Origin of the sequence: Nocardia sp. NPDC046473 (assembly GCF_040645995.1) — a bacterium.
GTDB lineage: Bacteria > Actinomycetota > Actinomycetes > Mycobacteriales > Mycobacteriaceae > Nocardia.
This window is the reverse complement of the sequence record NZ_JBEYZJ010000008.1, coordinates 297,165-321,562: the sequence shown is the minus strand read 5'-3', so window position 1 is coordinate 321,562 and position 24,398 is coordinate 297,165. Positions and strand designations below refer to the sequence as shown.

Below are 24,398 nucleotides of genomic sequence, written 5' to 3'. Positions count from 1 at the left end.
TCCGTTCGAGCTGCTGCTCAGTGCCCATCCATCAGGCTGGTGAAGCTGGGGAATTGGTCCTCGGCGGACAGCTCATCGGCGATTGTCCGCATCACCTGTGCACTCGGGTTCTGGATGAACAGGTGGCCACCGGGAACGGTGGTGAGCTCGAACCGGCCGCTGGTCAGCTTTTCCCAACCCTGCAGCTGGTCGACCTCGAACAGCGGGTCCTCGGCGCCACGCAGCACCGTGATCGGCGCCCGCAGCACGACTCCGTGTTCGAACCGGTAGTCGCCGAGCATCTTCAGGTCCGCCCGCACCGCGGGCATCATCGGCTTGACCGAGGCCTCGTCCTCGACGGGTATCGCGAGCAGATCGTTGTCCCGCAATACCTCGAGCACCCGGCTGTCCGTTTCGCGATCCATGTCGAACCCGTCGCGAATGTGCTTGAGGTTGCGCACATAACTCTCGACCAGCGCCGGTGAGGGCCAGCCGCCGATGATCAGCTTGAGCGGGATCTCGGCGTAGTTCTGTTCGAGGTACTTGGTGAGCTCGTAGGCCAGCAGGCTGCCCATGCTGTGCCCGTAGATCGCGAAGGTCCGATCCAGGTGCGGCAGCATCGCATCGGCCAGTTCCGCGATGAAGTCGGGCATCGAGTCGATCGGCACCTCGTTGACGCGATCCTCGCGGCCCGGGTACTGGATGCCGACCACCTCGACCGTGTCCGGCAGGTAGTTCGGCCACGGCGTGAAGACCGAGGCGCCGCCACCGACGAACGGCATCGCGAACACCCGCAGCGACGCGGTGCTGGAACGGCCCTTCACGGTATGGATCCAGCGTTGCGGCCCTGCGTTTTCCGACGACGCGGGCAGCACGCCGGTCGCCTCACCGAAGACCTGTGCGAGCACCTCGGTCGCGAGTTCGACGACCGTCGGCCCGCGCATCAGGCCCATCGTCGGGAAGTCGATGTCGAGATGCTTGGCCAGCGAGTTACGGATCTGACCGGCCATGAGCGAGTCCATGCCGAGGTCGGTCAGCGCGACGTCGTGCGCGAGACGGTCGATCGGCATGTCGAAGATCCGCGAGATCTGCTGCGACAGGGCCTCGACGAGCCGCGGCTGCCGCAACCCCTCCTCGAGCTCGAGCAATTCGGCCCGCAACCCCTCGGTGCCACCGGCGCTGGCGGAACCGACGCTGTCGGCCAGGGCCAGGTGAGCGAGCCGTGGCGAACTGCGGATGATCGGCATGACCTGGTTCATCTTCGCCCAGTTGACGCCGAAAACGCTGGTGCTGGTAACACCTTGGGCCAGGCAGCGACCGATGAAGTCGAGTGCGTGGTCGGGCGAGATCGGCGTCCAGCCCAGCCGGGCCAGGGTGTCGAGCTTGTTGCGTGCCACGAAGCCGACCTCGGCCATGGCGCCCCAGTTGATGGTCAGGGCAGGCAGTCCGAGTTCGTGGCGGTGCGTGGCGAGTGCCTCCAGGAACCCGTTGGCCGCCGCGTAATTGGCCTGGCCGGGCGTACCGACATTCCAGCTCATCGACGAGAACATGACGAACGCGTCGAGGTCGGCATCCCGCGTGTGGTTGTGCAGGTGCCAGGCACCGTCGACCTTGGGTTGCACGGTGCGCAGGAAGTCCGCCTCGGTCATGCCGGCCAGCGGCCCGTCGGTCAAAACCATTGCCGCGTGGTAGATCCCACGCAGCGGCGGCAGTTCCGCGATCCGTTCGAGCAGGCCGACCACCTCGGCCTCGATGGACACGTCGGCCCGTTCGAGCACCACGTTGACGCCGAGGGCCCGCATCGCCTCGATCGGCTCCTCGTTCTCCTCGTCGATCTGGCCGCGGCGACCGACCAATACCACTGTGCGGGCGCCCTTTTCGACCAGCCACTCGGCGGTGCGCAGGCCGAAGCCGGTGTAGCCGCCGGTGATCAGGTAGGTGCCGTCGGCCTCGACGGGCTCCTCGCCGCTCGAGGTCGGGTGGACCAGCAGCTCGGTGTCGGGCCGGTACTCGACGACGATCTTGCCGATCTGCTTGGCGGTGACCATGTACCGGAACGCCGAAGCCACCTCGGTGGCGTCGAAGTCGGTGTGCGGCAGCGCGGGCAGCGTGCCCGCGACGACCGCGTCGAGCACCTTGGTCATCGACTCGCGACACAGCGCCGGGTCTTCCTTCAGCATCCGGTCGATGTCGATCGCGGAGTAGCTGAGGTTGTTGCCGAACGGCTTCAGACCCAGTTTGTAGTTGTCGTAGATGTCCTTCTTGCCGATCTCGAGGAAGCGGCCGCGCGGGCGCAGCAGCTCGAGGCTCTTCGGAATCGTCTCGCCCTGCAGCGAATTGAGCACCACGTCGACGCCGTCGTAGCGCTGCCTGATCTCCTGGGCGAAGTCGAGCGAACGGGAGTCGAAGACATCCGCGATGCCCAACGAGCGCAGGTAGTCCCGCTTTTCGTCGCTACCGGCGGTGGCGATGACCGTCGCACCGAACGAGTGCGCGATGTGCACCGCGGCCAGACCGACGCCACCGGCCGCCGCGTGCACGAGCACCCGATCGCTCGGCCGCAGCCTGCCCACTTCCACCAGCGCGTACCACGCGGTCAGGTAGGCCATCGGCAGCGTGGCCGCCTCGGCATCCGACAGGTTCGACGGCGCCGGGTAGACCCGCCGAGCATCGGCGACCACCAGGTTGCCGAAGCAGCCGCGAGCGAACGCGACGACACGATCGCCGGGTGCGAGACCGTCCACGTCGGGTCCGACCTGGCTGATGGTGCCCGCGCACTCCACGCCGAGGTTGCTCTCGTAGAAACCGCCGAAAGTTGCGCCCTCGGAGAGCAATCCGAGCGTCAGCATGATGTCGCGGAAGTTCAGGCCGGTGGCCAGCGGCCGAATGGTGACCTCACCGCTGCCGAGGACCGGCAGCTCCTGCCGTTCGTAGCGCAGCTGCTCGACACCCGATTCGGCGGGCACCGCCAACGCGAACGGGGTCTCGTCCGACACTCGAGCCGGGATCGCGACCGAGTCCTCGAACTCGGTGAGCGAGACATGCTCGAGGCGGTCGATGTACCGAGTGTCCGCGCGGAACGCGACCTCTTCGTCCGCCGTGTCCACGTGCAACAGCTCGTCGAAGAGCTGTGAAGCGCGCTGCTCGGTGGCGGCGGTCGGGTCGAAGTCGAAGATCTTCGCCCGCAGACTGCTGTGCTCGCTCAACAGCACCCGCAGGATGCCCCAGCTCGGAACCTGGCTCAGCGCAATGTGTTCCGTCCGCTCGAGGACGTGCGCCCCCGAGGTCGCGATCCACAGTCGCGGCGCCTGCACCCAGTCCAGTTCCTCGACCGCCTGGGCCAGCGCGATCACGCTGTAGGCCCCCTCGCTCTCCACCGCGGGCAGCGCCTCGGTGGTCAGCTCGGCCTCGGCGAAGTCCAGGTTCCACAGATGCAGCACACCGGCCACGTCACCGGCGTACTCCCGCACCTGCTCGAGCACCCGCTGCAGATCGGCGCTGCTGTTCGAGCGAACCCGGTAGGTGCGGCCGTCGATCTGCTCGTAATCCTCACCACGAGTGACGATCACGCCGGACGCGCCGGCCTCGCCGAGCAGCGCGGCATAGCGTTCGCCGACCCCGTCCGCATCGGCCAGCACCACCCAGGGCGCCGGCTCGACCCGCGGCTGGTACGGCGCGAGGTCGATGGCCCGCGTCCGCGCCAGGATCACCGAGTTGCCGGTCTCCTCCGGTGTCGCCATGTCGGAGAAGATCTGCACGCCCTCGAAGCCGACGGTGGGCAGGAACTCGCGCCAGGTCGCCTCCCGCATCAGCGGGTAGTCGGGCCGCAGCTCGTGATCGCTGAACGCCCACCAGCCCTCGGTCATGCCGAAGGTCAGGTCCACCCAGTGCGGCGGCACCGTCGCCTCGACCACCAGCAGCAGGCCCTGCGAGGTCAGCAGACGCTGCACGTTGCCGAGAGTGTGGCTCAGACTTGCGGTGGCGTGCACGACATTCGAGGCCACCACGATGTCGTAGTAGTGCGGATCGAAGCCCTGGCCCTCGATGTCGTGCTCGATGTCGAGGACTCGGTAATCGATGAAGTCGTATTCGCTGAACCGATGACGCGCCTTGCCGAGGAACAGCTGCGTGATGTCGGAGTACACGTACTCCGCACGATCCGCAGGCAGCTCGGACAGGACGTACGGCGTCGTGCCACCCGTGCCCGCACCGATCTCGAGCACCCGCACCGGGCGATCGGTCGGCAGCTCGCGCACGCACTCCGCGACGACCTTGCTGACGATCCGGTTGGCCTTGCCGAACGAGAACGAGGGGCCGTAAAGGTCGGCGACCGACTGGAATTCGTCCTCGGGGAAGATCAGCTCGATGGGATTGACGTCATCGCGAAGCACCGCGTCCAGTTCCGTGCCGCACCGTTCAAGCACGGCGAGCTCGGGCACGCATTCATCGGGACGCCGCGCCTGCAACTCCGCGAGCGCCGCGACCGTATCGACCCGCTCCGGCACCGCCAGCAGCCGCCATGCGGCACCGTCCGTCTCGGTAATCCCGTGCTGGGACAGCAGTTCCAGCACGCGAGCGAGGTATCGGAGGTGCTTGTCGGCCACCCCCATCTCGGCCGCGATCTCGTCGACGGTGCAGCTTCGGCCCACCGCGAACTGCATGCCGAGCTTGTAGAACGCCTCGGTCATGTACGCGACGCACAGCTCGTTCATCTCCGCTTCGGCCACCGCGTGGTACTCGCGGTTCACCGACCAGTGCCGCAGCTCGTCGACCAGCGGCTCGACCGCCGTGTCGAGGGCAGCGACCGAGGGGAAGGTGTCGGCCGGGATGCGCGTCTTCGTGCGCACCGGCGACTCGTGCCAGCGGAACTCATAGAGCCACTGCAGCAGTGCGTCGCCGTCCTCGGTGCTCTGCGTGATGGACTTGCCCTTGAAGCCTTCGAGTTCGGCCACCAGGGTGCCGTCTTCGTTGACGATCCACAGATCGCCGTAGCAGTACGCGATGTCGTCGGTGACCTGTGCGCGCCCGTAGCAGTACACCCGGCCGGTCGCCTTGGCGTAGAAGCTGAGCCGCTTGACCTCGACCGGCAGGTAGAGGGTCTTGTCGTCGTTGTTCGGGTCGTTGCCCATCGAGATGGACAGCGACTGGAAGCACGAATCGAGCACCGCGGGATGGATCGCGTGCCGCGGCGCCTCGTCCGCGAGGGCGGCCGGTGTATCGATGCGGCCGAGCGACTTGAGTTCGGCGTAGTTGAGCTTGGTGATCGCCTTGAACGTCGGGCCGAGCATCAGGCCGTTGTTGCGGAGCTTGGCGAAAACGTGCGCGGGTTCGATCTCGTCGGGGCATTCCGCGTCGAGCTCGGCGAACGGCACCGGCAGTTCGGTGGCGGGGGCGCCGCGGCGCAGGGTGCCGACCGAGTGCAGGGTCCAATCCTTGTCGCCGTCCTGCCGGCTGTACACCGAGTAGTGCAGCGACTCGGTCAGCACCACCTGGACGACCGGAGCAGGCCGGTCGTCGAAAACGAAGAGCGCGCGGCGGAATTCGACGTCCTCGAGCGAGTACAGACCGGCGCCGAACGCGCTTTCCGCGCAGCCGAGCACCATGTCCAGGTATGCCGCACCGGGGAAGACGATGGGACCCTGCACGCGGTGATCATCGAGCCACGGGTAGATAGCCGGGTCGAGCACCAGTTCCCAGACATGCTTGCCCGGCTCGTCCGCGACCCGGCCCACCTCGCCGACCAGCGGATGGGCCAGCGACGGGAAGCGCCGGTCGTGCGCCGACGGCGTTTCCAGCCAATAGGTTTCGCGCTGCCACGGGTAGAACGGCACCTGCACGCGCTGCTCGATCCCGGCGAACAGGGCGTCCCACGACGGGTCGAACCCGGCCACGTACAGCGCGGCGAGTGCGGACAACAGGGTCTCGCGATCGCTCTGCTTGCGATGCAGCGACGCGACGACCACCCCCTCGGCGTGCCGCTGATCGAGCAGCTCACCGATGGCCGTCCCGTGGATCGGGTGCGGGCCGAGCTCGATGAACGCCAGGTGCTGATCCTCGATGAGGCGATCGACGGTGGGCGCGAACTTCACCGGCTCGCGCACGTTGTGCCACCAGTACTCGGCATCCAGGCCGCCGGTCGGCACGATGTCCGCGGTGACCGTCGAGTACATCGGGACCGTGGCCGGACCCGAGGTGAGACCGGCCAGCGACGAGATCAGTTCGTCCTGCAGCGGATCCATGTGGTGGCTGTGGAAGGCCACGCTGACCTGGAGCATGCGGGCGAAGATCTTTTCCGCGCTCAACTCGCGCTCGATCTCCTCGAGCGCATCCGGATCACCGGCCAGGGCAATGGATTCCGGGCCGTTGAGGGCCGCGATGGACACCCGGCCGCGATACCCGGCGACCCGCTGCTCCACCTCGCTCAGCGGCAAGCCGACCGCGAGCATCTTGCCCTTGCCGGAGGCCTGCTGCTGCACCCGGCTGCGATGGAAGATGACCCGGACCGCGTCCTCGAAGGACAAGGCCCCCGACACATACGCGGCGGCGACCTCGCCGATGCTGTGGCCGACCACGGCGGCGGGGACGATGCCCCAGCTCTGCCACAGCGCGGCCAGTCCGACCTGCACCGCGAACACCGCGGGCTGGGCGATGAAGGTTTCACCGATGCGACTGTCGGCTTCGTCGCGACCGAGCTCCTCGAGCACGCTCCAGTCGGCATGCTTGCTCAGCTCGCCGTCGACCCGCTCGACCGTCTGCCGGAAAACCTCGTTCTGCGCGAGCAATTCCCGCGCCATGCCCCACCACTGCGGGCCCTGACCCGAGAACACGAACGCCACACTCGGCGCGGCAGGCGCCTTGACGCCGCTGCGAATCGCTTCCGGCGCTTCGCCTTTCGCGATATCCTGCAGCGCGTCGCGCAGCTCGTCGGTCGACGAGCACACCATGGCGAGGCGGTGGTCGTAGTGCGCACGCGTCTGCGCCTGGGTGGCCGCGAGGGCGGGCAGTGCCGCTGCTGTCGGCTCGTCCAGGAATTCCGCGTAGCTGTCGGCGTACGCGTGCAGCGCGTCCTTGGTCTTCGCGCTGAGCGTGAACAGCACCGGCTGCTGCGCCGCTCCTGTCTCGGTATTCGCGTTGTCCGCGTTGATATTTGCCGCACCCTCGGGCGGGCCCTCCAGGATCACGTGGGCATTGGATCCACCGAATCCGAAGGAGTTCACGCCCGCGAGGCGCGGCCCGTCACCCGGCCATGGCTGACGGGTCTGGGCGAGCTGCAGGCCCAATTCCTCGAACGGGATCTCCTTGTTGGGCACCGCGCCGTGCAGGTTCGCCGGGATCTCACCGTTCTGCAGCACGAGGCAGGCCTTGATGACACCGGCAATGCCTGCGGCCGACTCGAGGTGGCCGAGGTTCGACTTCACCGCGCCGACGATGCACGGCCCGTTGCCATTTCGGCCCATGCCGAGTGCCTTGCCGAGCGCGCGCGCCTCGATCGGGTCGCCGACCGCAGTACCCGTGCCGTGCGCTTCGACGAAGCCGATGTCGGACGGACGGACGCCGGCGTCGCGGCAGGCGTCGATGATCATCTGCGCCTGCGCGTCCTCGCTCGGCACGGTCATGCCGTTGGTGCGGCCGTCGGAGTTCGTCGCGCTGCCCCGGATCACCGCGTAGATGCGGTCACCGGCGGCGACGGCGGCGGACAGCTTCTTGAGCACGATGGTGCCCGAGCCCTCACTGCGGATGTAACCATCGCCGGTGTCGCTGAACGACTTCGAGCGACCTTCCGGCGACAGGAAGGTGCCCTGACTGAAGCCGATGGTCGCCTCGGGGATGAGCAGCGTGCTGACGCCGCCGACGAGCGCCATCGACGCCTCACCGGAACGGATGCTGCGACACGCGAGATGGATCGCGATCAACGAGGACGAGCATGCGGTGTCCACGATCATGCTGGGGCCGCGCAGGTCGAGCATGTACGAGACGCGGTTGGCCACAATGCAATTCGTGACACCGGTCATCGTGTGACCGCCGATGAGGTAACGGTTCTCCGGGTTCAGCTGGATGATGCCGTAGTCATGACCCGAAACACCCGCGTAGACAGCGGTTTTGGTGCCCGCAAGGTCTTCGGGCACAATTCCCGCGTCCTGCAACGCTTCCCAGGTCGTCTCGAGGAAGAGGCGCTGCTGCGGGTCGATCCGCGCGGCCTCGTGCGGGGTGATGCCGAAGAACTGCGCGTCGAACGACGAGACGTCGTCGAGGTACCCGCCCGCTCGCGTCCGCAGGTGGCCGGGGCGCGCCGCATCGCGGTCGTAGAAGGCGGCGCCGGACCAGCGGTCCTCCGGGACCTCCCGCACCGCGTCCCGCCCGTCGAGCAGGAGTTGCCAGAAATCGGCTACATCGGAAACTCGTCCCGGGAACCGGCAGCCGATCCCTACGACGGCAATGCCCTCGTTGGCGGTCGACTCGGCCTCGATCGAGGAGCTGTGCACAGAATCCATCGCATTACCTTCGTTTTGTAAACACACATCTATCGACCACGGCGGCAACGTCTCAGTTGTTGCCGCCGAGCCGATCAGGATCCGTATCGACCATTCGCGCGTGGCGTGGCGATGCGCGCGGGCGCGACATCATTCCCGTCGGCGAGGCGATATCGAGCAGGCTGTTGTTCAATGCAGGCGGTCATGTTCCCCCCTCGAGGAACATGACCGTCGAGTTGAGATGATCGCCAGCCGAATGACTTTCGGTAGACGGCCGGGCGAACTCGAACGCCGAGCCGTTGCCGACACCGCTGTCGGCGCTCTGCGAACGGACCTCGGCGGTCGCTCCGAGCCGTTCCAACGCCGAGCAGGCGGTGTGTCATCGGCAATGAGCGGGGTGGACCGGTCGGCGCGGGCGAACGTCATGCCATCGGGAGTCGTGCTGAACTTCCACATGATCGATGCCCCCTCACGCCTAGTGCCCAGAACCGCACTCATGGACCGAATTTAACGACCACAATCACTCATGTCAACACATCGGTGTGCATTGGTGTGCATCTATCTCTCATCGATGCGCATCCTGGAGGACCGTATCGCGGCAAGAACGACGCCGTAAGGGCATGATCTTGCTATTGCGCCCTCTCGTGAGCGGAGATGAGCAGTGATGCGTGTAGATGAGCAGTCAAGTGGTAGGATGCTTCCCATGGGCGACGAATTGGGCGCCAGCGAGACCGTGAAGCGTAATAAAGTCGAGTCGGCTGGACAGCGGTTCGGACGGCAGCTGAAGGCGTTCCGGCAGCGAAATCTTCCCGATGACCTGGTAACTCACCAGCACATCCACGACCTGGGCGGTCCCACTCGGAATGTCCAGTCCCGCATCGAGAGCGGGCAGGTCGACACGATCAGCGCGACCACCGAGGCGAAGTACAACCGGGCACTCGAGGCCCTCGGTCTGCCGACCGGGAGCGCGACCTCGGCGCTGTACCACGGCGGCACGCTGGTCCCTCCCGCTGACGAACGACCCGCCGCGGCAGTGCTGGTGGACGACGACGATGTCGAGAGCGGCGTGAGCGCGCTACAGAACCTCACGCGCAAGCATCGGTCCGTCGTGGATCTGGTGACCGAGCTCGACCGCCTCGGCATCGAGTTGAAACGGGCGCGCAGCCACACCGAGGGCTATCAGCTCATCTTCCCCAAAACGGCGATCGACCGGCTGCTTCAGGCGCTGCAAAATACCGCCGACCCCGGACATCCCGGGCACGAAGCCGACCGAGACGACAACCCACAGACGTAGTCGGCGCCAGCAGCCCGCGGACTCGATATGCCTGGGACACAGCGGATCGGGACCGATCGCGCTGGACGGCGTCGAGGTTCCTCGGCAGCCGTTGGGCAGGTTGCACGCCGACACCGCCTGAGACACAACAGATCCCGAGTTCGCCTCCGCCGCGGTGCACGATCAGCGGCGGTCGTCGGCTGTCTTCGTCAGTGCACCGGATGGGTCGAAACCTGCTCGGCGCCCCGACGTTTCGGCGTTCTACCTGCACTTGATCTTCCACCGCCGCTGCGGCGCAAGCCGTTCCAGCATTGCCGTTATCGATATCCGACCAGGTCAACGGCACAATCAATTCCCCTTGACCACACAATTACAACTACGCGAAGCGCGGGTGACAGGTAGGCTATTAGCCAGCCTGGCAAGTCGACGATAGTGACTCGACGTGTGTCGACATGCCGGCCACCTGAGGACATCCGGAACAATGGACAAGGTCGCGCTTCGGAGTTGAACCGGACGTCTTCGACGAAAACATTGCGCCGGCGGCAACGATGCCGCTGTTGTGCGCGATAACAAGGTGAAGATCTCCAGGTGCTCGGGGGAGGAAATCGTGAACGCATACGATCCGCATTCCGCCGGCCTCGACGCTGCAGCTCGCACCAGCGGTTATGCCGGCGAACCGGACACCATCGGCGCGGATCGCCTCACTCGGACGAGGAGGCAAGTGACATGTTGAGACTGTTCCGGCGAAAGGTCTCCACCCTCCGGTGGAACCCGACCCGAGGCAAGATCTCCACGCGCGCCCGCCTGCAAGCCGTGGTCGATCGTCTCGAACTTCCGGCCGACTGGACCATCGAGGAGTTCATCGCCTCGGTCGAACGGATGCGCGGGCGGCGAATCGTGCGATTACTGCTGCCGCCCACGGCTCCGGTCGGGCTGTGCGGACTGTGGTTGGCATGTAAGGGCTACGACGTGATTTTTCTGCGGCAGTCATCCGACCCCGCCGTCGAACTGCACGTGGCATTGCACGAGGTCAGCCATATGCTGCTGAATCACGGGCAGGACACATCGATCTCGGCGGTGGAGTGGTCGACGCTGACGAGCGGGGTGCCGCTGAACCATGAAATCGACCTGTCCACCGTGCGCGCCGCCCGGGGTGCGTCCAGCTACGCGTCGATCGAAGAGTATGAGGCCGAGCTGCTGGCGACCCTGATCGGCTTCCGGGCCAGGACGGTCGGACCGCGGCGAGACCCGATGTTGAAAGAGCTGTAGCGCACATGTGGCCGCATGACCACATGCCCGCCGGGCTCACCATCTCCGCGACGGTCTTCATCGTGGTCATCACGCTGATCCGGCTGGCGTTGACCCTGCACACGTCCATCTTCGGCTGCCTGATCAACACGTTGCTCGGCTTCGACGCGGCGGCCGCCTTCCTCCGCGAACCGGTCTTCGCCCGGCACGTGGCCCGGGTCATCCCCGGCGGCCTGCCCACGGTGTTCGATACCTGGCATTGGCTCACCGTCACCGCCTGGGCGTTCGGACTCGGGATGGCGCTGCTGCACGAGAACGGCCCGGTGCGCTACCGCGTCCAGTTCCGGATCGTGCTCGGACTGTCGGGGGCCATCGGCCTGGCCTTCCTGGCGCTCAGCGCACCGGCCCGGACTCACGACATGGCGTCCATCGCCGAGTACGGCGGGTGGCGGTACGGCATCTACATTGCGTTGTATTCGGCTCTGCCAGTGCTGGTTTCGTGCTATTACTATGTTTTGAAGATCAGGGGCACGGTGTGGCGGACGACCACCCTGTGGGAGCGCATCACGGTGGCCACCCTGGTCTGTTTCGGCATCGCCAGCTCGCTGCCCGTCTGCTTGATGGCGGTGTCCGCGATCGTGGACTTCGCGGGCGCGGGCAACCAATTCACGTACAGCATTTACAACACCGTCTCCGATGGCTTCGCCTCCGGTGAGCCCGGGCTGTTCATCTTCGTCGCCCTGGTCACGGTGTTCATCCCGTCCTCGACCCAGGCCGTCGTGCAACTGCTGCGGCTCGATGGTGAATCACGTGTCGCGCGCAGGATTTATCCGATGTGGCGGGACCTGACGTCCGCCGCACCCCAGGTGGTGTTCCAGCTGAAAAGAGCGGACAGCTGGAACGTTTCACCGCAGGAGCGGCTGCACCGCAGGCGGATGGAGATCCACGATGCGGCCGAGATCGTGGCCAGATACGTGCTGCCGCTGCCGACCGCGGTCGACGAATTGATCGAGACGACGGTCGACGAGGACGACCAGGAACACCTGCGCATGGTCGCCGAACTGGTCATGGCGGCGCAGCGGCTCGCCGACGGCGGTGGTGAACCGACCGGGGCCCCTGCCGCACGCGGCGCCGACGTGCCCGACGAGCAGACGATGCTTCGGCTGTGGCAGCCCGCGAAGGTGCTGCTGCACACGACCAGCGTCACCGCTACCCAAGGTACGCGCGCCTACGCATAGCTTCACTGCATGAACATTTTTCTGTACGTCATGCGCTCCCCTGTGGTGTAATCGTGTCGGTTCTATCGTCGGCATCGATGCCGTTGTCGAAGTCGGCAGCATGTGAAGGGGAACAATGGCATCCATCGATCCGGTGAGCCCGGCGCATCCGAACGTCCTCATCGTCGGCACCGGATTGGCCGGTATCGGGATGGCAATCAAACTACTGGAAACGGGCGAACGCAATTTCGTCGTGCTGGAGAAGGCGGACGGCGTCGGCGGCGTCTGGCGCGACAACACCTATCCCGGATGCGGTTGCGACGTCATGTCGATGATGTATTCGTATTCGTTCGCGCCGAACACCGACTGGAGCAGGTTGTATGCCGGCCAGCCGGAGATACTCGATTACATCCGGCGGGTCGTGAAGGACTACGAGCTCGAACCGTATATCCGATTCCAATCCGAGGCAGTGTCCTACGAATTCGATGACGACAGCGACCGATGGGTGGTGCGCACCGCGGACGGCGACGAATATCGCCCGCGCACCGTGGTCGCCGCGCACGGCGCACTGCACCAGCCCTACATCCCGGATTTCAAGGGCCGCAACAGCTTCACCGGCACGGTGTTCCACTCCGCCCAGTGGGATCATTCGGTGGATCTCACCGGCAAACGGGTCGCGGTCATCGGCACCGGCGCCAGCGGCATGCAGCTCGCGCCCCAGATCGCCGATGCCGCAGCACATGTCGCGGTGTTCCAGCGCAATCCACACTGGGTGCTGCCGAAAATGGATCGCCCCGTCAGCAACACCGAGCTACGCCTGTTCAAGGCCTTCCCCGGCCTGATGCGGATCTACCGCACCGGCTCGTTCCTGATGCACGAGGCGCCGGTCTTCGGCTACTTCCATCCCCGGTTGAACTTCCTGCTCAAACGGTTGTCGCTGCATCATCTGCGCAAGCAGGTGCCCGACCCGGAACTGCGCGAAAAGCTCACTCCCACCTACACGTTCGGCTGCAAGCGAATCCTGTTCTCCAGCGATTTCTATCCGGCCCTGCAGCGACCCGATGTCGACCTGGTGACCGCCGACATCGACGAGTTCACCGAATCCGGGATCCGCACCGCCGACGGCGAACTGCACGAAGTAGACGTGGTCATTCTCGGCACCGGCTTCGCCACCGACAATCGTTGTGCCACAGAGCACATCGTCGGCCGGGACGGACTCACCATCCAGGAGGCCTGGCGCGACGGCACCGAGGCCTACCTAGGAATGACCGTCGCGGGTTTCCCGAACTTCTTCATGATCATGGGCCCGAACTCCGGCGGTGGCGCGGTGTCGATCCTGTTCATGATCGAAGCCCAGGTCCGCTACATCGCCCAGTGCCTGCGCATGATGGATAAGAGCGGTTCGACCCGCCTCGAGGTGAACAACGGTGTCCAACGCGACTTCAACCACTGGCTGCACAGCAAACTCACCAGATCCGTCTGGGTAACCGGCGGCTGCCACAGCTGGTTCCTCGACCACACCGGCCGCAACCGCCAGTCCTGGCCGGGCACCGGCACCAGCTACTGGCGCGCCACCCGGCACCCCCAACCCGAAGCCTTCGAGCTTTCCGGCGCGGGCAAGTAGTAGTCGCCGCCCCCGACGCCGGGGGCACGGCAACTTCAGTCTGTTCGGTTGCCGCCTCTGTTCCTAACCTTGCTGTCGACACCGCGGCCGTTCCGGCGGCGTGCACCTCGACAGAATGGCGACCGATGACCATCAGGATCACGAATAGTGTTGCGGCAGGCGTGATTGCGCTCGGCATGCTGGCCGCCGCCGGCCAGGCTGCGGCCGAGCCGGGCCTGCCCTTGGAGCAGCCGACGAGCACGGCTCCCGGCGCAGCCCCGGTGGACGACTCCGGCACCGGCTCCTCGGCGGCACTGACCAAGCTCCTCCTCAGCATGTCCGCCGGCACATCGTGCCCGAACCCCTACGGCTGCAACGGCCACTGATCGTCGTCAGCGCACACGGCGGCTGCCGTCGCCGGGTCTCCGGCATGGGATCATCTCGTCGGTGACATCCCGCTGCCGGTGTCACTTCCCGCTGCGGGCCGAGTCTGCGCCGCATCATTTCGCGCTCGACGTCGAGTCACCAGCCAGCCGAAGCCCGCCGCCAGGGGAAAGATCGCGACACCGTATACCGCTGCGGGGATGGCCATTTCAGTGCTGTCCAACACGCTGATGGCGATCGTGATGGCGATGACGCCGTTGTGGATGCCGACTTCCATCGAGCAGGCGATCGCCTGGCGGCCTTCGACGCCGAGGACGCGGGGCACGACGTAGCCTACGGTCAGGCTGATCAGGCAGAACAGGATCATCGCGACGCCGACTGCCCGGATGTACGGGATGATGTCGGCGCGTTGGTCGACCATCGTCGCGGTGATCACGAGGGTCAGGGTGAGCGCGGAACCGATGCGCACGGGGCGGTCCATCCGATCCGCGAAGCTTGGCGACCACCGGCGCACCAGCATGCCGAGCGCGACCGGGATCAACACGATCGAGAACACCTGCACGACCTTGCCGAACTGCAACCCGACGGCGGCCGCGCCGCCAGGGTCGAAATAGTCGATGGCGAGGTTGGTGACCACCGGTACGGTGCCGACCGCGATCACCGCATTGACCGCGGTGAGTGAGACATTGAGCGCGACGTCGCCGTGGAACAGGTGGCTGAACAGGTTCGCCGCCGTCCCACCGGGCGATGCCGCGAGCAGCATTACACCGATCGCGAGCAGCGGCGACGGATCGAACAGCAGAACCAGACCGAACGCGGCCAGCGGCAACACCACCAGCTGACACCCCAGCGCGATGGCGACCGCCTTGGGGCTTTTCGCGATTCGCGTGAAGTCGTGCACGGTGAGCGAAAGCCCGAGACCGAACATGATCACTATCAAAACCACGGGCAGCCCGACAGAAACCAGCGCAGAGTCCATGGTGTCCTCGCCATTCGATCGAATCCACTCGATCATCGCGCCTTGCGACGCTACGCGCGGAGACAATCACCGAAAACCCCCCACCAGGGGTATCCGGGTTCGGCGAATCTTGTTCAGGATATGGCAGTTCCGGCAATAATGCAGACGGTGCATGTCTGCATGTAGTGACCGCCAGAGCGGTTCAGCGGGGCGGTCGAAGGATCTTCAACGCGGCCTTCATGATCGGGCCGGGCACGCGATCGCGCATATCCAGCGCCGCCGCCGCGGCTTTGCTACGTACTTCGGTGCCGCGGCCGAACATTTTGTTCAGCGGGCCACCCGACGGCTCCAGATCGACGTGCAGTGGCGGCCTGCCCTCGGCCGCGCCGAGCGCGTGCGATATGACGACACGCTGGATCTCGCTGGTGCCCTCGAAGATGGTGTACAACTTCGCATCTCGGTACCATTTCGCCACCGGATGGTCGGTGATGTAGCCCCAGCCGCCCAGCGTCTGGATCGCACGCTCGGTGGCTTTCACCGCCACTTCACTGGCCGCCAGTTTCGCCATCGACCCCTCGCCGCGCTCGAACGGCACACCGCTGGCCGCCATCCAGGACGCCCGCCACGTCAGCAGCCGCGCGCCATCGATCTGCGTGGCCAGGTCCGCGATCGGGAAGGCGACGCCCTGATTGTCGATGATCGGCGCACCGAAGGCCTCGCGGTGGTTCGCGTAGGTGGTCATGTATTCCAAGGCGGCCCTGGCGATTCCTAGCGCCTGCGCGGCAACCATCGGACGCGTCTGCTCGAACGTCCCCAGTGTCACCGAACCCGACCGGCCACCGCTGCGCACCGCCTCCCGCCGTTTGGCCAGCGAATGCTCCAGCTTGTCCACTCCCCCGAGCAGATTCTCCGCCGGTACGCGCACGCTGTTGAACTTCAACTCCGCCGTATGCGATGCGCGGCAACCCATCTTGTCGAGTTTGCGCACCAACTCCAACCCCGGCGTGCCACCCGGCACCACGAACAACGCCTGCCCTCGATGCCCCAGCTCCTCATCCACCACCGCGTTCACCACATGCACATTGGCGATACCGCCATTGCCGATCCACATCTTGTGACCGTCGATCACCCAGTCGTCACCATCCCGGACCGCCCGGGTACGCAGATTGCGCACGTCGCTACCACCCTCGGGTTCCGAGATAGCGAGTGCCGCAAGCTTCAAGTCCCCCGGCGTACCGAAACATTCTGGCGCCCACTGCAACATCTGCTCCGGCGTCGCCGCCTGTCCGATCGCGGACAACGCCAACGCGGGCATCACAATCGCCAACCCGATCCCCGCACACCCCCAGAACAATTCCTCCATGAACATCGGCAACGACAATCCCGACGGATCACCGATCAGATCGCGATAGAACAACGGACTATAGAACCCCCGCTCAGCCGCCTCCTCCAGCACCGGCCATGGAAACTCCTGCGCCCGGTCATACTCGGCCGCGACCGGCCTGACGCAGTCTTCCGCAAACTCATGCGATCGCTTGGCCAGGTCATGCTGCGCCGCCGTCGGTGTCAGGTCAAAAGTCACGCCTTCGCGATACCCAGCCGACGCCGATCGACACAGATTCGCTGTCGTCCAAATATCCGACACGAAACTCCCGCCCAGCAGTACACACTTGAAGCCTGTTTCCGACGTCGGCCATCGAGGAGACCCTGATGACTCGGACAGTCCGGTGGACGCTGGGCATCAGCGCAATCGTCCTCGCGGTCGCGGTCGCTCTGATCGTGCTGCTGCCGCGCAGCGACGCCCCATCGACAGCGACCGGTTCCAGCACTGCTGCGGGACCCGACTCACCGGGCAAGCCAGTCGACGCCCGATCCAATACCCCAAAGATCACCACCCTCACCCCTTTTGACGCCCAAGGAGCACCAACCACCGGTTGGGAGGTCGACGACAAGGCCGGATCCACACCGATCGACTGCTCCTACAACGAACCCTCCCCCAGCGCGTCCACAGACAACATCCTCCTGTGTGCGCCGAGCGCCGCCGCAGCCGACAGCTGCACAACAGTGCCCACCAAACCAACAGCACTGTGCCTGATAGACCCCTTCAACAACCACCTGACCCGCTACGCCACCACCACCGTCCGCACAGGTGTCGTCCACGCCCCCCAAACCCCCCAGCCCATCGCCCTGATCCTCGACAACGGCACCAAATGCCGCCTCCGCAACGGCGGCTCCTGGTCCTCCCCCGAAGCCAACCCCACCTACGTCGGCTACTACTTCTGCCCGGGCAACGGCTTCCAAGCAATCTGGGCCCCACCATCCGGCCCCGCCATCACCCAACAACCCACCGGCTGGACCGTCCAACTAGGCGCCGAACGCGGCCCCCTGACCCAACACCAAGTAACCGAAGCCTTCTACGTCGCCATCAGCCACTGACGGCCGGTCGGAAAGCGGCCTCCCTGGCCAGGGACTTGGTTGTTGTACGAGAACGCGATCAGCGACGTAGGTGATCGAGCGCGGCGGCGGCCGCATTGGCGCCGCACATACCGTGCGCGCCGGGTCCCGGCGGGGTGGCCGCCGAGCAGATGTACATGCCGGGCACGCCGATGCTGTACGGCGACAGCGTGATTCGCGGACCGAAAACCAGCTGCCGGATGTCCTTGGACCCGGTCATGATGTCCCCGCCGACATAGTTGGGGTTGTACGCGGCCATCTGGGTGGTGCTGCGGACGGTGTAGCCGACGATGCGCTCCCGGAAGCCGGGCGCGAACCGTTCGATCTGGGCGGCGATAGCGTCCGTCGCGTCACCGGTATACCCGTTGGGCACGTGCGCGTAGGTCCACAGCGGGTGCACGTTGCCTACCGAACGCTGCGGGTCGGCCAGGTACTGCTGGCCGACCAGGACGAGCGGCCGTTCCGGCATGCGCCCCGCGTGCACATCGCGTTCGGTGGCAGCCAATTCGGCATAGTCGCCGACGACGTGCACCGTCCCGGACCGGCGCGCCGCCCGATTGGTCCACGGCACGCCGCCCTCGACGGCGAAGTCGACCTTGAAAGCACCGGGCCCTCGACGAAATCGCCGGTAGGCGTTGGCAATTCGCGGTGGCAACCGTTCACCGAGAATCCCGGCCACCGCATCGGGCGCCAGGTCGAACATCGTCACGTCGGCGGCGGGCAGCTGAGCGGCCGCCTCGATCCGGGTGCCGGTCTCGATCTTGCCGCCGAGATCGGTGAGCAGCGCGGCGAGCGCGTTGGTGATCGCCTGCGAGCCGCCCGCCGCGACCGGCCACCCGTGCCGATGCCCGGCGGTGATGATGCCGAGCCCGACGGCCGAGGTCAGCGGGTTGTGCAGCGGCCGGAAGGCATGTGCCGCAATGCCGCCGAACAGCGCGCGGGCCTCGTCGGTCCGGAAGACCCTGGCCAGCGTGGCGGCGGGCAGGACGGTCGGCATACCGAACCGGGCCAGGGCCCGCCGCCCACTACCGTCGCGGTGGTCATGCCACTGCTCCGCGTCCGTGCTCCTGCTCGCCGCGCACCTGCTGCCGCGCCGTACGAGTCCAGTTGACCGACAACGGGATCGCGCCGTTGGACAGCCACGGCTGCTCCACGTCCGACACCTGCCAGGCGCCCCGCTCGGTCACGCCGAGCGCCGCGTCGATGACCTGATAATGCTGCATTCTGCTCCCCCCAGGCCTGCGATTCTACCCAGACCACCACGGCCTCACCAGGTTCGAACTGCGCCTCGCGCCGCACCGCGGCGATGAACTCGGCATTGTGCAGACCACCAGGGTGGATCCGATCATAAATCGGCTCTGGCAACGTGGCAGCTTCCCCTTCGAAATCGTCCCCGGGCTACGGGATCTCGGGTTGGCGGGCCTTCCCTCTCGCGGATATGGCTGTCCTGGAAGCACTTTCCTACTCGACGATGGCCCTATGCGGGCATTCGGGAGATGAATACCCGCATAGTCGGCCGGGCCATCACGGGACTCGGCGCCTTCGTCTGACGGTCCGCTATTCGGTGAACGCGACGGCACCGGAGGGGCAGATGTCGGCCGCCTCGCGGACGGCCGCCGCATCGGCCGCGTCCGGGTCGGTGTCGAGCACCTTGACCAGGCCGTTGTCATCGTCCTGATCGAAGACGCCGGGTGCGGTCAGCGCACAGAGTCCGGCGCCGATGCACACGTTTCGGTCGGCGGTTACTCGCATGTGGTCTCCTTTCGTGCTCGGCGCGGTCACCAGGTCACCGGGAGTTCGTTGACGCCCTGAATGGTGGTGCCGGGCCGCAGTTTCAGTTGTTCCACCGGCACGGCCAGGCGCAGTGTCGGGATGCGTTCGAACAGCGACGCGAGGATTATCTCGAGTTCCAGGCGGGCCAGGTTCTGGCCGAGGCACTGGTGCACACCGTAACCGAACGCGATGTGGTGGCGGGCCGAACGGTGCACGTCGAAGGTGTCCGGCTCGGCGAATACCGCACCGTCCCGGTTGGCGATCGCATTGCTGACGATCACGCCTTCGCCCGCCTTGATCACCTGTCCGTCGATCTCGATATCGGCCTTCGCGAACCGGCCGCCCGCGCTATCGGCGATGGCCAGATAACGCAGCAGCTCCTCGACCGCGCCTGGGATCAGCGTGGGGTCGGCGCGCAGGGCGGCGTGCTGGTCCGGATGCTCCAGCAGGGTGATCACCGACAGCGAGGTCATCGACGCCGTGGTCTCGTGGCCCGCGACCAGCAGCAGGATCGAGTTCGACACCAGTTCCTCGCGGTCGATCTCACCGTGCGCCAATTGATCCGTGACCAGGGCGGAGAGCAGGCCGGGGCCCGGTTCGGCCTGTGACTTGGTGAGCAGTCCATCCAGGTAGACGGCCAGTTCATTGCGCGCGGCGATCGCGTCCTCGGCGGTCGCCGACTGTACGAGCCGTCTGCTCGCGTCCTGGAACAGTGCGTGGTCCTCGTACGGCACGCCGAGCAGTCGGCAGATCACCATGGACGGCACCGGCAGCGCAAACTGGCTGACCAGGTCGGCCGTCGGGCCCGCGGCGAGCATGTCGTCGATGAAGCCGTGCACGATCTTTTCGATGTCGGCGCGCATGCCCTTGACGCGTTTCAGGGTGAATTCGCTGATCAGCATCCGTCGCTTGGCGCCGTGTTCCGGCGGATCGAGGCTGATGAAGGCGGGCGGGGTCTTCTGGAAGGTCTGGAAACGCGGCGAGGTGGCCGGGAAGTCGACGTGTGTCCGATCGGACGACAGCCGCGGGTCGGCGAGTAGAGCGCGGGCGGTCTCGTGCTTGGTGACCACCCAGGCCGGGCGGCCGTCGAAGAGGGTCACTCGCCGCAGCGAACCCGCTTCGTCTCTTAGTCGGGTGTACTGCTCGGGTAGGTGGTACGGGCAGGTGCGGTCGCTCGGAAAGGTGGGAGCGTTGTCGGTACGGGGTGGCGCAACAGTGTCAGTCATCGGTTCCCCTCGAGTTCGTAAGATACTCTTGGTACTCTATTTTCAGGTTAAAGTGTCTTCGCAAGTGACGCAACGTTTTTCAGGAGTCCGGTTTCCAGTGAAAGTCCAGCAATCCGTCGACGCGACGGACGAATACCGCAGAGGCACGCGTCGGCGCGGCGAGGAACTGGAGCGCGCCATCCTGACGGCGACGCTGGAAGAACTTGCCGCCGTTGGCTACCCGGGGCTGACCATGGAGCGGGTCGCCAACCGGGCGCGCACCAGCAAGACCGTGCTCTATCGTCGGTGGGCCGGGCGCGCCGAATTGGTGATGGACGCGTGCAAGATGGGCGGCATCTCGAATGTCGATGTCCCCGATACCGGTTCGCTTCGCTCGGACGTGATCGCCCTGCTGCGCCGGGTGTCGGACACCATGGACACGCCGTTCGGCGGCATCATGCGCGGCCTGCTCGCCGAGATGACGCGCGACCCGGAGCTCGGCAGGTTCATCCGGGAACGGGTGCACAAGGTCGGCCCGACGTCGATCTACGCCGTGCTGGAGCGCGCGGTCGAACGCGGCGAGGTCGACCGGGCCGTCCTGGACTCGCGGCGGGCCACGGTGGCGACCGATCTGCTGCGCAATCACTTCCTATTGTTCGGCACGCCGGTCGGGGATGACGTCATCATCGAGATCGTCGACGATGTGTATCTGCCGCTGGTGCTGCGTCCGGGCGGTGAATAGAGCCTCTTGGCATTCGAGATCGCTGCCGATGGGTGATGTAGTGGTCGCGACGGCTCGATCGCGCACGTCGGCCACTTTCAATGTGCAATTCCCGGAAGGAATTTTGTCACATCTGGGCTCCGGCATGTTCAACTGCCGACCGTACCGTCACAGTGGTAGTGGCGGACGGAGATCCCATGCTCGATCCACGACTCAGAACCGCATGGTTGGCGAACGTAGCGGCCGGCGCGGCCGCGGTGACCGTGCAGAGGCCGTTCTATCCAGCGCCGAGACTCGCCCTGATACGTGCCGATTCGGTTCGGGCACAACGAGATTCGATGGATGCCTCGGACCTCGAACTGGTCACGCTAACCGATAGTTCCGCAATATTCACCTGGACGAGCCGAGCCCGCGATCACACCGGACGTATGCGCCCGGTGCCCGCCGACACCGAGGTCCGGGTCGCGCCCGCGGATGGCCTCGGTGCGGCGCGGACCCGCTATCTCGACTCCCGGGCCACCGCCTACCACTACGCGGAGATCGACGGCCTCGAGCCGGGACGCGCCTACCGGTTCGAGGCCTACTCGAACGGCCGTCGCGCCGTGCCCGCCCGCACCCTGGTGACCAGGCGATCCGGCTCCCCCGAATCCACCGGCGTCTTCACCACCGCGACACCCCCACCGGGCCAGCTGTTGCGCACCATCGCGCTCGCCAACGACGTCCACTATGGCGAGCACACCAGCGGACTCATCGTCAGCGGCATACCCACCGGCCTGCGCCACGACACCTTGCACTACCCGGAGTTCATGCTCGACGCTCTGCTCGACGACGTACGCAGCCCCGACCGCGCTGCCGACCACCTCATCCTCGCCGGCGACCTGACCGACTCCGGCACCCTCGACCAATCACGTGCGATACGAGCACGATTGGACTCCTGGGGCGAACTCGGCCGCGACTATTTCGTCTGCCGCGGTAACCACGACAAACCGGAACGACACCGCGGTCGAACCCAAGACCACTGGGGCAGCGTCTTCCACAGCCGCCAGCGACTCGTCGAATACCACCTAGGCGGCCTACGCCTCATCGGCCTCGACACCACCCGCCTCACCGGCTCCGGCGGCACCATCGTTGTGCCGCAACGAGATCGACTGCGCGAAATCCTCGCTGCCGACCCCCACCGCCCCACCTTGATATTTGGTCACCACCCCGTGACTTCCCATGCGGCAGTGAGCAATCCAGGCGGCCCCGGCTTCGTCCTCGACCCCTCCAACGCCGCCGCCCTACACACCCTCTACCGAAACGCCCCCGGCGTATTCCTGCACCACAGCGGCCACACCCACCGAAACCGGGTAAGCCGCCCCAACATCGGCATCAACGTCGAATTCTTGGAGGTAGCCGCAGTCAAGGAATACCCAGGCGGCTACCTACTCCTGCGCCTCTACGAAGGCGGCTACACCGCCAACTTCTACAAAACCCGCTCCGACGCCGCCCGCACCTGGAGCACCAGAACCCGCCGCCAATACCTAGGCCTACACCCCGACCACGCCCTGGGCAGCTGCACCGACCGCAACCACACAACCCACCGCGACTTCTCCGGCTTGACGGCAGCATGAAATATGCTCCGGCATAACATTATTCAGTCGCCCGACAGCATGGCCGAGCGGCTGGATCCAGCCACTTTCGCGGGCTTTGAGGGCGGCTTCGTAGCGGTTGGCTACCGCTAGTTCGGCCATGGCGGAGGAGAGGTAGTTGAGTTGTCCATGGAACAGGCATGACAAAAGTCATCAGGACTGCACGATCGAATGTCGGCGGGGTACGGTGGCCGGGTCGGAAAGTGCCGCGCGGCGGGCGAATTCGATGACGCCGAGCAAGGCTGCGTCCGCGCCGAGGAGCGCGCGGGTGACGTCCGGTTCCGCAGTGGGCACCAGCGCGCGTCGGCCGGAGAACTGGTGTCGGATCACCGGATCCAGCCATGGAAACCATTGCGCCAATGTGCCTCCCAGGATCACCTCGTCGAGATCGAGCAGCGAGGTGATCGACAGTATCGCGGTGCCCAGTGCCCGTCCGGCAATGTCCACTGCTGCGAGCGCTTTCCCCTCTGCGCGTTCGAGCGCCCCGACGAGTAGGTCGGCGGCGGGCCCGAGTCCGTTGTGCCGCAACACATCACCGAGTCCGGCGGCGGTGAGCACCGCCTCGGGACCCGCGTAACACACCAAACAGCCGTGCGCACCGCATACACAGGCCGGTCCATCGATGGCGACGGGCATGTGGCCCGGCTCCCCGGCAATGCCGTGGCTGCCGGTGTGCATGCGCCCGTCCAGTACCACGCCACCACCGATACCGGTGCCCGCCGCGATGTAGACCACGCCGCGTGGGCGTCGCGGGTGTGCGTGGTATTCGGCCAGTGTGGCGGCGTTCGCGTCGTTGATCACGTCGATCGGACAGGTCACCTCCGGGAGCCTGGCGGCGATCAGCGCCCGCAGCCGGACCGGTCGCAGCCAGCCGAAATCCGGTGCGGCGAGCACGGTTTGGGCCTCGTCGTCACCGACCGGTCCCGCCATCGCGACCGCGACGCGGACCAATTCGGCATCAGGCGATGCCGCGTTTACGCCTTGCCGCACCGCGGCGGCGATCGCGTCCGCCATCGACGCGGGTACTCCGGCAGCCCCGTAATGCGGCGTGGCGTCACGCCATACGATCGTGCCCGCGAGATCGGCGACAGCCACCCGGAGTTGTTCGGAACTGATCTGCACCCCGATGGTCGCCGCGCGCTGCGGAATCATCCGGAGCAGCCGGCGCGGCCGACCCCGTCCGCCGCGATTCAGTACGCCGTCCTCGGACACCAGTCCACGCGCCGCGAGGTCGGTGACCATCGTGGTGACCGAAGCATGTGACAGTCCCGTGGCCGCGGCGATCTCGGTGCGCGCGCAGGGCCCGTGTTCGGCCACGTGCCGCAGCACCAGTCCCAGATTGCGTCGCCGCACGGCCACCGAATCGTGTGCCTCTCGTATCGCCACACCATCGAGACTATGCAGGTCAAGAATTTTTTCAACCATTGACATATTCCGGCCCTGGTCGCGAACATACCGGTGATCGCACGAATCGAATCGAG

General features: G+C 66.1%; 14 protein-coding genes and 3 pseudogenes. 8 read left to right on the top strand and 9 right to left on the bottom strand.

The window, feature by feature from the left end; genetic code table 11:
• Nucleotides 1-17: 17 nt before the first annotated feature.
• Nucleotides 18-8,471, bottom strand: coding sequence for an SDR family NAD(P)-dependent oxidoreductase (locus ABZ942_RS29150; RefSeq protein ID WP_357387446.1), 8,454 nt, complete (start codon nucleotides 8,469-8,471; stop codon nucleotides 18-20).
• Nucleotides 8,472-9,153: 682 nt separating this feature from the next.
• Here ABZ942_RS29150 and ABZ942_RS29145 point away from each other — a divergent pair.
• The 5 genes from ABZ942_RS29145 (at nucleotide 9,154) to ABZ942_RS29125 (ending at nucleotide 14,177) form a co-directional block, all read left to right on the top strand.
• The gene (locus ABZ942_RS29145) at nucleotides 9,154-9,744 is read left to right on the top strand and encodes a hypothetical protein (protein ID WP_357387444.1); all 591 of its coding nucleotides are present in this window, start codon (nucleotides 9,154-9,156) and stop codon (nucleotides 9,742-9,744) included.
• Between the two features lie 705 nt (nucleotides 9,745-10,449).
• Nucleotides 10,450-10,992 (top strand): hypothetical protein, encoded by a 543-nt coding sequence (locus ABZ942_RS29140; RefSeq protein WP_357387442.1) that lies wholly within the window; start codon nucleotides 10,450-10,452, stop codon nucleotides 10,990-10,992.
• Nucleotides 10,993-10,997: 5 nt separating this feature from the next.
• Nucleotides 10,998-12,209 (top strand): DUF6545 domain-containing protein, encoded by a 1,212-nt coding sequence (locus ABZ942_RS29135; RefSeq protein ID WP_357387440.1) that lies wholly within the window; start codon nucleotides 10,998-11,000, stop codon nucleotides 12,207-12,209.
• Nucleotides 12,210-12,324: 115 nt separating this feature from the next.
• A complete protein-coding gene (locus tag ABZ942_RS29130) occupies nucleotides 12,325-13,812 on the top strand; it encodes an NAD(P)/FAD-dependent oxidoreductase (RefSeq protein ID WP_357387438.1) in 1,488 nt (495 codons plus the stop codon).
• A gap of 125 nt (nucleotides 13,813-13,937) precedes the next feature.
• Nucleotides 13,938-14,177: a hypothetical protein gene (locus tag ABZ942_RS29125; RefSeq protein ID WP_357387436.1), complete on the top strand. Its 240-nt coding sequence runs from the start codon at nucleotides 13,938-13,940 to the stop codon at nucleotides 14,175-14,177.
• A gap of 50 nt (nucleotides 14,178-14,227) precedes the next feature.
• Here the strand turns inward: ABZ942_RS29125 and ABZ942_RS29120 are convergent, their stop codons facing one another.
• Both ABZ942_RS29120 and ABZ942_RS29115 read right to left on the bottom strand, forming a co-directional pair.
• On the bottom strand, nucleotides 14,228-15,154 hold the full coding sequence (locus tag ABZ942_RS29120; protein WP_357387947.1) for a bile acid:sodium symporter family protein: 927 nt from the start codon (nucleotides 15,152-15,154) through the stop codon (nucleotides 14,228-14,230).
• 181 nt (nucleotides 15,155-15,335) lie between these two features.
• Nucleotides 15,336-16,715: an acyl-CoA dehydrogenase family protein gene (locus tag ABZ942_RS29115; RefSeq protein ID WP_357387434.1), complete on the bottom strand. Its 1,380-nt coding sequence runs from the start codon at nucleotides 16,713-16,715 to the stop codon at nucleotides 15,336-15,338.
• 128 nt (nucleotides 16,716-16,843) lie between these two features.
• On the opposite strand from ABZ942_RS29115, the gene ABZ942_RS29110 reads away from it, so the two are divergent.
• A complete protein-coding gene (locus ABZ942_RS29110; RefSeq protein ID WP_357387432.1) occupies nucleotides 16,844-17,569 on the top strand; it encodes a hypothetical protein in 726 nt (241 codons plus the stop codon).
• A gap of 58 nt (nucleotides 17,570-17,627) precedes the next feature.
• Here the strand turns inward: ABZ942_RS29110 and ABZ942_RS29105 are convergent.
• From ABZ942_RS29105 to ABZ942_RS29090, 4 genes and pseudogenes are all read right to left on the bottom strand, one after another.
• A pseudogene (locus tag ABZ942_RS29105) lies at nucleotides 17,628-18,599 on the bottom strand (NAD(P)/FAD-dependent oxidoreductase); the annotation flags it as partial.
• 28 nt (nucleotides 18,600-18,627) lie between these two features.
• Nucleotides 18,628-18,919 (bottom strand): annotated as a pseudogene (locus ABZ942_RS29100) (DUF3556 domain-containing protein); the annotation flags it as partial.
• 225 nt (nucleotides 18,920-19,144) lie between these two features.
• Complete coding sequence (locus tag ABZ942_RS29095; RefSeq protein ID WP_357387430.1) at nucleotides 19,145-19,339, bottom strand: ferredoxin; 195 nt, start codon at nucleotides 19,337-19,339, stop codon at nucleotides 19,145-19,147.
• Nucleotides 19,340-19,365: 26 nt separating this feature from the next.
• Entirely contained in the window at nucleotides 19,366-20,586 is a 1,221-nt protein-coding gene (locus ABZ942_RS29090) for a cytochrome P450 (RefSeq protein ID WP_357387428.1), read from the bottom strand.
• On the opposite strand from ABZ942_RS29090, the gene ABZ942_RS29085 reads away from it, so the two are divergent.
• Complete coding sequence (locus tag ABZ942_RS29085) at nucleotides 20,576-21,307, top strand: TetR/AcrR family transcriptional regulator (RefSeq protein WP_357387426.1); 732 nt, start codon at nucleotides 20,576-20,578, stop codon at nucleotides 21,305-21,307. The two genes, ABZ942_RS29090 and ABZ942_RS29085, sit on opposite strands and share 11 nt — an antisense overlap.
• 317 nt (nucleotides 21,308-21,624) lie before the next feature.
• Nucleotides 21,625-22,899, top strand: coding sequence for a metallophosphoesterase (locus ABZ942_RS29080; RefSeq protein WP_357387424.1), 1,275 nt, complete (start codon nucleotides 21,625-21,627; stop codon nucleotides 22,897-22,899).
• A 54-nt stretch (nucleotides 22,900-22,953) separates the two neighbouring features.
• On the opposite strand, the pseudogene ABZ942_RS29075 reads toward ABZ942_RS29080, so the two are convergent.
• Nucleotides 22,954-23,037: pseudogene (locus ABZ942_RS29075) on the bottom strand (DNA-binding response regulator); the annotation flags it as partial.
• 33 nt (nucleotides 23,038-23,070) lie between these two features.
• On the bottom strand, nucleotides 23,071-24,303 hold the full coding sequence (locus tag ABZ942_RS29070) for an ROK family transcriptional regulator (RefSeq protein WP_357387422.1): 1,233 nt from the start codon (nucleotides 24,301-24,303) through the stop codon (nucleotides 23,071-23,073).
• Nucleotides 24,304-24,398 lie beyond the last annotated feature (95 nt).